The following is a 12,584-nucleotide window of genomic DNA, read 5'->3' as shown; positions in this document are numbered from 1 at the left end:
TTAAACTCTTCGGGATAACGCTTACCGCTCATGGGCACCTCTCTTTAAGCCATCTTAAATGACTCTGAGGTGTCTGTTAAACCCGTGGCGATTCAGTTGATAAAGATCGTTTTACTTACAACAAGTATTCACAGTTACCTCAGATAAGTTCCAAATGCTGCCGACACCATGTCCATTCACAAATTGTTCACTGCTAAATCCCCAAGTCGGCTCATCTTTTCACGCACACAGCCTCCGCAAATAGCGAGGTGAGAAACTATTAAAATGCCCTACAAACAAGATTTCATTGCTGCTCTACTGGCTGCTAAAGAGCAGGGTATCGGCGCAATACTGGCGTTTGCTATGGCGTATCTGCGCGGGCGCTATAACGGTGGCCCGGTTGTGAAAACGCTCATTGATGCCACCATGTGCGCGATGATTGCTTGGTTCGCACGTGACCTGCTGGACTTCTTCGGCATGGCTAAAAACCTGACGTACATAGCCAGCGTATTTATTGGCTACGTAGGGACCGATTTTATCGGCGGGTTTATCAAGCGTTTTGCCGCCAGAAAAGCAGGAGTGGACGATGCGAATCAGCAATAGAGGAATTGCTTTAATTAAGCAGTTTGAAGGTATGCGGCTGACGGCGTATCAGGACAGCGTTGGCGTGTGGACGATCGGCTATGGCTGGACACGCCCTGTCGATGGAAAGCCGATCCGCGCAGGGATGACAATCAAAGAGGACACGGCAGAACGCCTGCTGCGAACCGGTCTTGTTGGCTATGAAAGCGACGTGTCGAAACTGGTAAAAGTTAAACTGACGCAGGGCCAGTTCGATGCGCTGGTTTCTGTCGCCTACAACCTCGGCACCCGCGCGCTCTCCACCTCAACGCTGCTGAAAAAGCTTAACGCAGGTGATTACCTCGGCGCTGCCGATGAATTCCTGTGCTGGAACAAAGCAGGCGGGCAGGTGCTGGCTGGTCTTACCCGACGTCGCGAGGCAGAGAGCGCTCTGTTCCTGTCGTGATTGGCGCGCTGGTAAAACGCTACTGGTTTCAGTTGTCAGTTATCGCTTTCATCACCGTGCTTGGACTGCTGGTAAGTCGCTACCGCGGCAACGCCATCACCTATAAAGAGCAGCGCGATAAAGCCACCAGCGATTTAAAACTGGCAAAAGATACCATCACTGATATGCAGACCCGTCAGCGCGACGTTGCCGCACTGGATGCCAAATACACCGGAGAACTGGCACATGCACAGGCCACTATTGATCAGCTTGAACGCGATGTTGCTGCTGGCAAACGCAGGCTGCAACTCAACGCCACCTGTAGAAAGGACGGAGCGTCCACCTCCGGCAGCATGGGCGATGCAACCAGCCCCCAACTTACTGGAGCCGCTGAGCGGGATTATTGGCGTCTCAGAGCCAGAATCGAAACCATCACCGGGCAAGTGAACTATTTGCAGGACTACATCAGGCAGCAATGCCTTAAATAGCGGTGAAGCTCAACGTTTATGCATGGCTCATTGTGATGCATAATTATGATTCAATGCATCTTACTTGAGTGAACTATGGAAATAGACATTGGACATTTCACACGTGTTAAGGGCGATACTGTCTATGCAGAAGTGACGATTTATACCGATCCCGATTCGGGTGGTGAAAACGTGTCTCTGTATCTGAAGTTGCCTTACCAGCATGAAGCAACGCTTGCTGAGTTAGAGGAACTGGCTAAAAAAGAGGCCTTTAAACAAATGCGCTCTGCGGCGGATTGGTTAGCAAAAAATTCTTGTTAGTTGTACCTGACCTGCTCCCCGTTGATTAATATACCGCGATGTTAGTAATGTCTTCATCAGCAACATGAGGACAACCCCATGAAGAAGCGTTTTTCCGACGAACATATCATCAGTATTCTCCGCGAGGCTGAAGCCGGGGTTTCTGCCCGTGAGCTCTGCCGTAAGCACGCCATTTCCGACGCCACCTTTTACACCTGGCGTAAGAAGTATGGCGGTATGGAGGTGCCCGAGGTTAAGCGCCTGAAGTCGCTTGAGGAAGAGAACGCCAGGCTCAGGAAGCTGCCTGCCGAAGCCATGCTGGATAAGGAGGCGCTTCAGGTGGCTCTGGGGCGAAAGTACTGACGACAGGCCAGAAGCGGGAAGCCGTGGTGTTGATGTGTGATGCGACCGGTCTGTCGCAACGTCGTGCCTGCCGGCTGACAGGTTTGTCCCTGTCGACCTGCCGTTATGATGCTCAGCGTCCGGTTGCTGATGCACATTTATCAGGGCGTATTACTGAGCTGGCGCCTGAACGCAGACGTTTTGGTTATCGGCGCATCTGGCAGTTGCTGCGTAGGGAGGGCCTTCACGTCAATCACAAGCGGGTATACCGTATTTACCACCTTAATGGACTGAGCGTAAAACGCAGACGGCGCCGTAAAGGGCTGGCGACCGAGCGGTTTCCGCTTCTGCGCCCGGATGCACCGAACCTGACATGGTCGATGGATTTCGTTATGGACGCACTGGCCAATGGTCGCAGGATCAAATGCCTGACCTGTGTGGATGATTTCACGAAGGAGTGTCTGACGATCACCGCTGCTTTCGGTATTTCAGGCGTTCAGGCCACGCGTATTCTGGACCGCATCGCGTTGTTTCGGGGGGATCCGACGACAATAAGAACCGATCAGGGCCCGGAATTTACCTGCCGCGCGCTCGATCCATGGGCCTTTGAGCATAGTGTGGAACTACGGCTTATCCAGCCAGGTAAGCCAACGCAGAACGGATTTATTGAGAGTTTTAACGGACGTTTTCGCGATGAGTGTCTGAATGAACACTGGTTCAGCGATATTCTTCATGCCCGGAAAACGATTAATGACTGGCGGCAGGATTATAACGAGTGCCGTCCCCATTCATCGCTGGATTACCAGACACCAGCTGAATTCGCAACGGACTGGCGAAACAGGAAATATGAAGAAAAACCAACCGATATTACTAACTGAAGGTTGTATCTAATCCCGGGGGCAGGTCATAGCCTCTAAGAGGTGTGAAAAACTAGCTTCCTGAGTTTTTGTTAGCATATCGCCATTGACTCTATAGGCCAGGTAAAGGCTTCTTTATGGGGATCTCTTCACATTGCTGATGAAGACATTATTCATATTGGGGTATGTCAACCAACGGGGGAGATCATGAGATTTTATCTTCACTTTGCAGGACCCAACGCAATGTATTTGGGCCCTGCCAGCCACTTATTGGGACATGCTGTGAATTTTTTCCTTTAATTCCGATACCTTATTGTAATATTCAGTACCTTGCTTAATTTGCTGCAGATGTTTATCAACTATCTGACTGAAGGAACGCCCTTGCTTATTCACGGGGTTAGGGTTAGCTCCGTGCTCCAGCAGAAAGTCAACTTTATCCAAATCGGCTTTAAAAAAAGCGTCAACAAGCGGAGTGTTACCCAGGGTATCCCGGGTGTTTACATCGGCACCCCGTTCTATTAACAATGCAAGCGTGTCTGTGTTTTTTGAATTTAATGCTGAAAAAATAAGAGGAACATTCAGTAATTTATCCCGAGAATTTGGATCAAGCCCGCCGTCAAGCATAGCTTTTAACCAAATATCCTTGTCACCCATAGCCATCATCTGAGCGGGTGTCCCTGGCATATTCGTTTGAGCTTGCTGGGGATCTGCACCAGCGCGCACAAGCTCGGTGACAATATCTAACCTTTTTTGAGCGTTGCCATTATACATGGCCTCATTAAGAGCAAAAAAAAGCAGAGTCAGTTGTTCATGTCCTGGTGTGTTCAGGTCAGTGACTTTTGACAGCCGAAGAACTGATTCACTGTCTGCAGCCTGAATAGCTTTAGCCAGAACCAGCTGCGGGCCGGCAAAATGTTTTTCAGGATCTATCTTTTTCATATCATTACACGCCGATAAAAGAACAAACAGAAAAGAAAAAAGCATCACGGATGCGAGTTTTTGCATGCTAAACCCTACTTTTAATGATTCCAATATCCTCATCCTTTTGCGCCTCAATGCAGTTTATTACCTGTACCATACTGTGTTTGTCCAGCATGCTTCCAGTACCTCCAGTAAGCCCGGTGGGGTTACCTATCGCATTAGGGAACATATTTGAAACGCCTGTTTTTAGTGCAAAAAGGGATGTGTCAAAATTCGCATCTGTCAGGTCCTTAATGCTCACTTCCTGAATTTTAGTCAGCATCTCTCCATTGACTCTGTAGGCGGATATTGCAGAGCCATCACCCATAAGTTGGGCACCATATTTTTCGACCGTTTCGTGATTGAGCCCTGCGGCGTTGAATGTCCACGTTTGCTGACCGCTGGCCATTCCGGCTGCAGAAGCCAGTCCGCCGCCAAGAGAATGGCCAGCTATGTCAATTTTGCTGGCATTTTCTGCAATCATGCGGCCAATATTTACTGCTTTTTCATAATACGATGAGCTAAAGCCTGCTCCCTGAGCAAAATTATTGCCCCAGTCGGCCGTTTTATCTGGTCGCGTCCCCCTGAAAACAACTGTTGGGTTCATATCATCTCCAAAAACATATTTGTCAGGGGCATAAACGCGACTAAAAAAATTGGGTTCAACCGCCTTGTCAAACAACATCTCGCGTTTTAAGCCAAGAGAGGACAAGGCATTCTCATCATTACTTATATCAACCCACCCCTCGGGCACATCCGGCATCGATTCGAGAGCGTTTATTGGTTGTCCCGCACGTCCATAAACGTTCTGAGCAAGCTTCGCCTTTTCAACGGCCACATTATTCTCTGCCAGCCGGTTAGCTGCCGTCTGCGCATCGGGATATACGCTACGCTGGCCTTTACTGATGAGATTTTTTCTCTCCTGCCAGCGCTCGGCTTTTGTGAGGGGGCGAGTGGGCTCATCCAGTCGGCTACCACGACCGCCACCCGCGCTGGGTTCTTCACCTCGCATGGGTGAATCAGTGCGCGTAAATTGCCCTCGAGGTATATCTGTTGGCGGGGGACGTTTACCGAATATACCGACCATTTCTTCATAGCGACGGGTGATAGAGCTCACCGGATAAGTAACGGACAGATTCATCGAAAAAAGCTGAAGGCGCCCCTCCTTATCAATGAAGAACAGCGCTGTCACCGGCGACCATAAACGGAAGCTGTCATCGATAGCCACCATTGTGCCACGTTCAAGATCCACTGCAGCGACAGTACGTATATCCCGACCTGACTGATTGGGATTTGCGCCATTACGTGAGCGAAGCGTGTCCTGACGGCTTAGCATGGCACTTACCGAAGAGGGAGGCATCGTTCTGATTCTTTGCACTGCGAGTTGAGGATGGATAATGAATGAAAATCGCCACGGAGCGACTTTTTCTTCAAAAATGTAGGTCAATGACATGTAATTTGTCATGATACCGACTCCCGGTTCACGCCATTCCATTTACGGGTGTGCATTTGTTCTCCTGAAGAGAAATAACGGCTTTGCGGGAGGGAATCCGCAGTCCGGTCGCTGGCAAACTCCAACCCGGCCCGATAAAGAAGCATATAAATTCTTGCAGAAATTTACAGTAATGACACTAAAAGTCGCCTACCAGGATCAGTGGGTAAGTTTCATGGGCTTTTTGGGGTTGGTAAGAGGGAACTTGAACTACGCCCAGCGACGATGAAAGCGGATTAAATAGGCTTCCCAGGAATTGAATAGCTGCTTACGGATAAGTCGTGTTAACGCATGTTATGCTTTTGTTTTATTAATACTTGTGCTCGAAACCAAAACAAAAACGACTCGCGACGTTGTGAAAAAAAGTGGTTATCAAAGAAAGTTTTATAATCATAGGGTTATTGCTCATTGTAAACTCAACATATCGAGAGCGTAAATTCGTTATTTTTATCAATGGGATATAGATAGTCTCATCAATCATTATTACGCCACATGGGCTAGGTTGAGTCTGCAGATCTGAGCGACAAAGGCATGAGCGACCCGATTATCGCGCACATGTGATCCAGTTTCTGGGTTAAATAAGAACAGGGCCCGGTTGGTTCCCGTTTTTTATGGTTATATACCAGCCTAATTAAAAATAAGAATCCGCTATATGGTTGAGGCAATAAATACTATTTACTCTAATAATGTGTGCTTACTTTAGAGGTATAAAGATCATGTTTAAACGTCGCACTCTTAATGCTGCACTTGCGGCGGTGATTTCGTTGGCCGTATTTTCCGCGCCTGTATTCGCAAATCCGGGAAATGGTAATGGTAATGGAAACGGCGGCGGTCATGGCAACAGTAACGGCAATCATGGCAATAGCGGTAACCATGCTAATAAAAGTAATAACCCCTCTTCCGATGACCAGGTTAACCGTAAAAACTATGGAAAGCCGGACCATGTTGAGTCAGATATTAGTGCCTCGCGTGCCCGTTCCCTGGCAGTCAATTACGGCCTGACCGGCTATCAGTCTCTCCCGCCGGGGATTGCGAAAAATCTTGCCCGTGGCAAACCCTTGCCTCCGGGGATTGCAAAAAAAGCAGTACCGGCCTCCATGCTTGGCCAATTGCCTTACTATCCCGGTTATGAGTGGCGCATTGTCGGAGATGATCTGGTTCTGGTCGCGCTGAGCACCGCTATTGTTACCGCGATCATCAATGGTGTTTTTAATTAATACAGCTCACGTTTTACCCACAAAGCCCCGCAACCTGCGGGGCTTTTTTATACGCCGGAAAAAGAAAGACGCGAATTCTGTGAATACTTAACAAGTCCGTCTCAGCGTTGGCGTTTTTCAGACGAAAAGGCAAGGATTGAAAATTGCCTTCCGCTGCTCAATGAGCTCTACGCTTAGGGTGATGACAGACGAGTAGAATATTTTTTTGACTTAAGGCAAATACAGGCCGGCGGAATATAATTGCCGGTCGCTATTTGTTAAATTGTTCCCTTTTATAAAATAAGCCTTACAAAGGAAGATAATGAAAATTAACGCCGGATATGCGGTGCTATTGGTAACGTCATTATTACTCCCGGGTTGCACCAAGACCGGTTCTGCAACGCAGCGCGCAGGGGGGAACGATAAGGTCGATAACATGTTTGCCGGGTATAAAGGGACACAGGTAACCGCGGCGGAAAGCGATATCAACCGCTATGCAGGGCAGATCAAATCGGCGACTGAAAGCCACCTTTTTGAGGGGGATCGTTACGCAGGGAAATCATGTACGCTGCAAATCAGTCTTGCTGAGAATGGCGCTTTAGAAGATGCGCGGCCGATAAGCGGCGATCTAGCGCTTTGCCGCGCGGCTATTATCGCTGTCACGCAAGCGAGACTCCCGAAACTACCTTCACCAGCGGCGTATGCGGCCTTAAAAAACGCGACGCTGGAATTCAAACTGTAATGGGGAATACAGGAGGCAAAGATAAGCGACTCGCTTTTTCACTATTGCCTGCCGGTGCAGGGGGGAGAAAATTACTCCTGCACCAGCCACATGTCCGACTCTTCAAACATCTCTTCGAGCATACGGTTGAGCTTTTCACGATCGCTTTTGCTGGCGTCGCTGTTCAGGCCATTGGCCTGCATCGGTTTTACGCGCACGTCGGCATCAGGAAAGATGCGGTGCACACGTTTAGTTAGTTCTTCGAGGATAATCTCTTTAGCGCCGGGTAAACCCGCAACATTACGCTTGTCATAAACCAGTTCAACAAACACAAGGCAGCCCTTTTCACTGTTTTTTCGTACAGCACTTATACTGGATGAAAAGCCAGTATTCAAGCAAAGAATCCTTTTGCGTTTAGCAAGGGGGCGATCTTTGGGCAGTGATGGAAGGCGTTGCACAAAAAAATCCCACACGAGGCAGGATGGTCAGTCGTGTTTAATTGACACTCTCTTCCTTTTTAAAATGCTCACCGTTTATCTCATGCTGGAACGAATGCCGTCACAAGCCTGATAGATCTTCGGGATGGTCTAAAACGCACTATTTTTAGCGATCGGGTTCATGTCGGGCATGGCGGCATTAACATTGAGCACCTGACTATATTTCATTACCAGACCGGAGATAAAGACATATACCCGCTTAATAATGAAGACGAGCATTAAAGTAATTAATTTTACTTAAAACCTACTTTCGCCAGGCACATTGAGCAATTATCGGCAGCACTAATCTACGCTTCAACCGCATTTTGTGCGTACTCCTGTGCGCCGCGGCGGCGGTGTGATACTGTTGTATCTATAAGTTTTATGTATTGTTTTACAGGAGTTGTTGTGTTTGCCGAATATGGAGTTCTCAGTTACTGGTCCTATTTTATCGGTGCTATTTTCATCATTTTATTGCCGGGGCCGAATACCTTTTTTGTATTGAAAACCAGTGTTGCCCATGGATTACGAAATGGCTACGTTGCAGCGAGTGCCGTGTTTATTGGTGATGCGGTCCTGATGTTTCTGGCCTATGCAGGCGTTGCCACGCTGATTAAAACCACGCCGGTATTATTCAACATCGTTCGCTATCTTGGGGCGTTTTATCTGCTCTACCTTGGCGTCAAAATGTTGTACAGCACGCTCAAACGTGGCGCGAAAGAAGAGGGCGACCATGACGTGCATAAAGGCGATATCTTCAAGCGGGCGCTGATATTAAGCCTGACGAATCCGAAAGCGATTTTGTTTTATGTCTCCTTCTTTGTGCAATTTATCGACATTACCTTTGCAAAACCAGGGATGTCATTCTTTATTCTCGCCAGTACGCTGGAGTTGATCAGTTTCTGCTATTTCAGTTTCCTGATCGTTTCCGGTTCGTATCTCACACAGTGGGTAAAAACCAGGAAAAAGCTCACCCGGTTGGGTAACTCACTGTTGGGGCTGGTTTTTGTTGGTTTTGCCGCACGCCTGGCGACGCTGCAATCCTGAACCTGAGGCAATAGAGATGCGTTTCTACATCGCGGCTTACCGAAATGCTTTTCGCCGTAGCCATACATTAAGCGGAAAACAACTGGCCACATTTCTGCTTTATAGCGTTGTGGTTTTTGCGCTGTTGATGGGGTTGTATCTGCTGGCGTGGCAAGTGGTGATTTATACGCCGGTGATAAATTATTTAACCGCGCCGGGCGTGATGCAGTTTTCAATCTATGCCGTTCATTTTTTCCAGCTGATTGTCTTGTTACCCGTGGCTATCCACCTTTTGAAAATGGTGGTCGCTTATCTTTGTCGCAAATAATTATCCCAGTGCAATAACCTGATCGCTAAAAAAACCACGTCCGAAGACGTGGTTTTGACGGGTTCACTGTGTTAATTCAGGCATACGATCCATTACAAATCTCAATACTTTTTCTCCATCCATCGACGCGAAAGGGTAACTTTCAATAATGGCAATGGGGGCTTCTTCAGCTATGTGATTTTTGAGTTCACCAAGTTTGTACTGAATGTGCGGCGCAACTAAAAAACAGTCAAAAGCAGGGGCGACGCTGGCGAAGTTATCCACGCCGACAGCGCTGACGAGCAGGGGATAACCATGTTCATTAGCCGCTTTTTGCATCTTTTTGGCCAGTGATGTGGCGGTATTGCCAAAAAGACAACATATTAATAGTTTTTTCATAGGTGCCTCCTCTGGTAGTTGCGACCACACTATGCCCGTCGTTGGCGAGAAAATGAGCGCGATATCCAGGTTTACACCACCTAATACGAAAGTTCATGCAGGCATAATTCAAAGCAGTTTATTCATGTTATAGCCAGTAATCTGGTAACCATTCGCTTCATACACTTTTCTGGCATGTTCGTTTTCGGTCGCCACGCGAAGTTTAATTTGCCGAATCCCCGCCGCGCGAAGATTTGACTCCAGAGATTGCATTGCCTGGCTTCCCAAACCTTTGCCGCGAAAGGCAGGACGCAGGTAAAAATCATAAATAAAAGCGGATTTATCGATAAAGTCGGCTCTGTACCATAGCGATCCCACAATCCGGGTCATGCCGTTGTCGACAAGCGTAATCGTTGTCAATGAATGGCCGGGTGTTTTCTGCGCCTCCGGCAAACTGGTTTCGATTTCTCGCCTGGCTTGTTCTGTCGCCTCATCCTGGGATAAACGGTAATTTGCTGCAATTTCTGTAGCATAATCAGGGATAAAATAAGCAACGAAATCAGCGAATTCAGCCGCTGACATGGGACGTAACCGAATCATTTTCGACCTCAATGTATTCTCCGGGCGTTTTCGCCCGGAGCTCGCTTTGCAAAGGGTTACCGGAATACCGATATCGCTTCCGCCAGGCGAATGGCCTGCTGGTTCAGGCGACCGGTTGCTTCCGCTCCTTCTTGTACTCGTTGTGCATTCTGGTGGGTGATCTTATCCAGATCTTCCACCGCCAGGCTGGCTTCACTCAACGCCGTTGCCTGCTCGGCGGTTGCCGCGCTGATCTGTGCTATCAGCGAGGTCACATTTTGCACTTGCTCAACGATCTCCTTCATGGTTTTTCCCGCGTCGTCCGCCAGTTGGCTGCCGGAATTAACATGCGTCACGCTATTCTCAATCAATGCTTTGATTTCGCTGGCGGCTCGCGCACTACGCTGCGCCAGACTGCGTACCTCTCCTGCGACAACGGCAAAACCTTTACCTTGTTCACCCGCTCGCGCCGCCTCAACTGCCGCGTTCAGCGCCAGAATGTTGGTCTGGAAGGCGATGCTGTCGATAATACTGGTGATACTGGCGATTTGCCGTGAGCTTTCTGCAATCGCCGTCATCATTTCTATCATCTGGTGCATCACCTGGCCACCTTGCCGTGCGGCATCGCGCGTACCTTGTGACAAGGCGGTGACTTCGGCGGCGGTTTCCCGGTTGCTTTTTACCGTGGCGGTTAATTCGTTCATCGTCGCGGCCGTTTGCTCAACGTTCGCCGCCGCCTGTTCTGTCTGGCGGCTCAGGTCATCATTGCCTTGTCTCAGAGACTCCGAGGCTTTCAGCACGGTCATCGCCTGGCCGCTGACATCGTTGACCAGCCAGCGAAACATCAGCCCGAGCTGGCTTATCGCGCGCAATGTCATACCGACTTCATCTACCCGATTGGGTTGATCGACTTGATGTGCTTCGCCACTCGCCACCTGTAAAGCCTGGCGGTACAAGCGCTCAATCGGGCGGACAATTTGCAGCTCCAGCCAGATATTGATAAACAGCAGCAGGAGCGTCATAAAACTGGCGAAACTGACCAGTTGACCGGGCGTCAGATCGTGCCCCCAGGCAGCGGCAAGGCTGAATAGCAACGCGATGATCAACGCCGAACGTAACCGCCAGCGCAGAGGCATGGTGACAAACAGGGAGCGCCAGCGCATCAGGCCCGTGCGGATAATTAACCCTTTATGGAAACGTCGACCGCTCGCCTGGCCTTCACGAAACTGGCGATAAACCTCTTCGGCGGCAGTAACTTCTTCTGCCGCTGGCCGGGTACGCACCGACATGTAACCCTTCACTTTTCCCTGGCGAATCACCGGAATCGCGTTAGCGCGCACCCAGTAATGATCGCCATTACTGCGGCGGTTCTTTACCAGTGCTGTCCAGGGTTCTCCCTGTTTCAATGTCGACCACATATCGGCAAACGCCTGCTTTGGCATATCCGGATGGCGCACCAGATTGTGCGGCTGGCCTTTGATCTCCTCCAGTGAGAAGCCGCTGACATCAATAAATGCATCATTGGCATAATTGATGTAACTGTCCGGATCGGTGGTGGACATTAACGTTGCATCATTATCGAAAACGTACTCTTGCTGTGTAACGGGCTCATTGTTGCGCATAGTGAGTATTCTCGGGAAAAAGGAAGGGCGTGGGATATTGCTAAATTCTTATATCTATTTACGGCATGGTTCACTCTGAGCTTTATATTTTTTGACGCACTTCTGATAACCGTAAAACAAAAAGAGGTTTTGCGCCATAAACATAGCCATACAAAATAAAAGTGCTTTAATTATGGTTAGATTGAAAAAACATTATATATCTGAATTTTTTATCGCCTGGTCAGAAAGGCCGTTTGTGAACATGCCAGATAGTTAGTGTGCTGACGAATATTTAAGATAAGGCACATAAATAAATAGCTGAATCGTTCTCTGGCTCACTAAATACAGCAATGAGCATTTCCGCTGCGTACGGATTCAGCTAATCTGAAATGAACAACAACGAAAGGATTGTTCATATGAAAGGTAATGTCGTTCATCACGAACACCGCATTGGGTTTATTGTTATCCGCGATGAGAACGGCGAGTTCGCTGTCGCGGAGCTACTGGGGAGCTACGATGTCGAAAGGGGCGATGTCGTGTCCGGCGAGCTGCAGACCAGCGGCGGCGGAACGTTATTCAATGAGACGCAGGATGAGTCGATGGATGTTTTTATGAAGGGGTACGGGCTATCGGAACAGGATGCGATAAGCTATATCCTGCGTACGCATTAAACCGCAACAGCGAGCGTGGCTCGCCTCTGCCGGGCGAGCTGACGCAACCCTTCACTTTTTTCCGGACCGGGCATTTTTCCACCGGGAAAGCCGTTTTTCCGTGGTCATGCAGAACCTTAAGTTAAATTTCCGCGCCCTTGACTGAGAACAGGCAAGGGCAGTTGCAGACGATTCTGCAAGACAATTATCCGACTCTGCGTAATGCTAATGTCAGATTAACGCATTA

At 48.8% G+C, this 12,584-nt stretch carries 16 protein-coding genes; 10 read left to right on the top strand and 6 right to left on the bottom strand.

Annotation, left to right across the window (positions count from 1 at the left end):
- Positions 1-258 precede the first annotated feature (258 nt).
- The 5 genes from DFO56_RS07050 to DFO56_RS07030 all read left to right on the top strand — a co-directional run bounded on the left by DFO56_RS07050 (position 259) and on the right by DFO56_RS07030 (position 2,972).
- Complete coding sequence (locus DFO56_RS07050) at positions 259-582, top strand: phage holin, lambda family (RefSeq protein WP_045514827.1); 324 nt, start codon at positions 259-261, stop codon at positions 580-582.
- Entirely contained in the window at positions 566-1,006 is a 441-nt protein-coding gene (locus DFO56_RS07045) for a lysozyme (protein ID WP_045514823.1), read from the top strand. The genes DFO56_RS07050 and DFO56_RS07045 overlap by 17 nt, the downstream gene beginning before the upstream one ends.
- Positions 1,003-1,473 carry a lysis protein gene (locus DFO56_RS07040; protein WP_045514819.1) on the top strand — a complete coding sequence of 157 codons (471 nt, stop codon included), beginning with the start codon at positions 1,003-1,005 and terminating at the stop codon, positions 1,471-1,473. Before DFO56_RS07045 ends, DFO56_RS07040 begins: the two co-directional genes overlap by 4 nt.
- 75 nt (positions 1,474-1,548) lie before the next feature.
- Positions 1,549-1,773, top strand: coding sequence for a hypothetical protein (locus DFO56_RS07035; protein WP_045514817.1), 225 nt, complete (start codon positions 1,549-1,551; stop codon positions 1,771-1,773).
- A 78-nt stretch (positions 1,774-1,851) separates the two neighbouring features.
- Positions 1,852-2,972, top strand: a protein-coding gene (locus DFO56_RS07030; RefSeq protein ID WP_114413845.1) for an IS3 family transposase whose coding sequence is annotated in 2 segments (ribosomal slippage) — positions 1,852-2,110 and positions 2,110-2,972 — 1,122 coding nt in all. Because the reading frame shifts where the segments join, the coding sequence is not laid out codon by codon here.
- Positions 2,973-3,218: 246 nt separating this feature from the next.
- On the opposite strand, the gene DFO56_RS07025 is transcribed toward DFO56_RS07030, so the two are convergent.
- Together DFO56_RS07025 and DFO56_RS07020 are read right to left on the bottom strand one after the other, a co-directional pair.
- Positions 3,219-3,956, bottom strand: coding sequence for an ankyrin repeat domain-containing protein (locus DFO56_RS07025; RefSeq protein ID WP_045511636.1), 738 nt, complete (start codon positions 3,954-3,956; stop codon positions 3,219-3,221).
- A 1-nt stretch (position 3,957) separates the two neighbouring features.
- Positions 3,958-5,376 (bottom strand): DUF2974 domain-containing protein, encoded by a 1,419-nt coding sequence (locus DFO56_RS07020; protein ID WP_045511653.1) that lies wholly within the window; start codon positions 5,374-5,376, stop codon positions 3,958-3,960.
- A 743-nt stretch (positions 5,377-6,119) separates the two neighbouring features.
- On the opposite strand from DFO56_RS07020, the gene DFO56_RS07015 reads away from it, so the two are divergent.
- Positions 6,120-6,620: an anti-virulence regulator CigR family protein gene (locus tag DFO56_RS07015; RefSeq protein WP_045511634.1), complete on the top strand. Its 501-nt coding sequence runs from the start codon at positions 6,120-6,122 to the stop codon at positions 6,618-6,620.
- Positions 6,621-6,921: 301 nt separating this feature from the next.
- Positions 6,922-7,341: a cell envelope integrity protein TolA gene (gene tolA / locus DFO56_RS07010; RefSeq protein ID WP_052679814.1), complete on the top strand. Its 420-nt coding sequence runs from the start codon at positions 6,922-6,924 to the stop codon at positions 7,339-7,341.
- 71 nt (positions 7,342-7,412) lie between these two features.
- Here tolA and DFO56_RS07005 read toward each other — a convergent pair whose 3' ends face one another.
- Complete coding sequence (locus DFO56_RS07005; RefSeq protein WP_020454063.1) at positions 7,413-7,652, bottom strand: DinI family protein; 240 nt, start codon at positions 7,650-7,652, stop codon at positions 7,413-7,415.
- Between the two features lie 552 nt (positions 7,653-8,204).
- Here DFO56_RS07005 and leuE point away from each other — a divergent pair.
- Positions 8,205-8,843 (top strand): leucine efflux protein LeuE, encoded by a 639-nt coding sequence (gene leuE, locus DFO56_RS07000; RefSeq protein WP_045511630.1) that lies wholly within the window; start codon positions 8,205-8,207, stop codon positions 8,841-8,843.
- Between the two features lie 16 nt (positions 8,844-8,859).
- Positions 8,860-9,150 (top strand): hypothetical protein, encoded by a 291-nt coding sequence (locus DFO56_RS06995; RefSeq protein WP_045511627.1) that lies wholly within the window; start codon positions 8,860-8,862, stop codon positions 9,148-9,150.
- A gap of 63 nt (positions 9,151-9,213) precedes the next feature.
- Here DFO56_RS06995 and DFO56_RS06990 read toward each other — a convergent pair whose 3' ends face one another.
- From DFO56_RS06990 to DFO56_RS06980, 3 genes are all read right to left on the bottom strand, one after another.
- Positions 9,214-9,528 (bottom strand): PTS sugar transporter subunit IIB, encoded by a 315-nt coding sequence (locus tag DFO56_RS06990; protein WP_020454059.1) that lies wholly within the window; start codon positions 9,526-9,528, stop codon positions 9,214-9,216.
- A gap of 108 nt (positions 9,529-9,636) precedes the next feature.
- Positions 9,637-10,107, bottom strand: a complete 471-nt coding sequence (locus DFO56_RS06985) for a GNAT family N-acetyltransferase (RefSeq protein ID WP_233500383.1) — start codon at positions 10,105-10,107, stop codon at positions 9,637-9,639.
- A gap of 56 nt (positions 10,108-10,163) precedes the next feature.
- Positions 10,164-11,708, bottom strand: coding sequence for a PAS domain-containing methyl-accepting chemotaxis protein (locus DFO56_RS06980; RefSeq protein WP_020454057.1), 1,545 nt, complete (start codon positions 11,706-11,708; stop codon positions 10,164-10,166).
- A gap of 395 nt (positions 11,709-12,103) precedes the next feature.
- Between DFO56_RS06980 and DFO56_RS06975 the strand changes: the two genes are divergently transcribed.
- On the top strand, positions 12,104-12,358 hold the full coding sequence (locus DFO56_RS06975) for a hypothetical protein (protein WP_020454056.1): 255 nt from the start codon (positions 12,104-12,106) through the stop codon (positions 12,356-12,358).
- Positions 12,359-12,584 lie beyond the last annotated feature (226 nt).

Source organism: Kosakonia sp. AG348, assembly GCF_003337365.1.
Classification (GTDB): Bacteria; Pseudomonadota; Gammaproteobacteria; order Enterobacterales; family Enterobacteriaceae; genus Kosakonia.
Note: the sequence above shows the minus strand (reverse complement) of the source record. Positions and strands in the feature narration are given on the sequence as shown.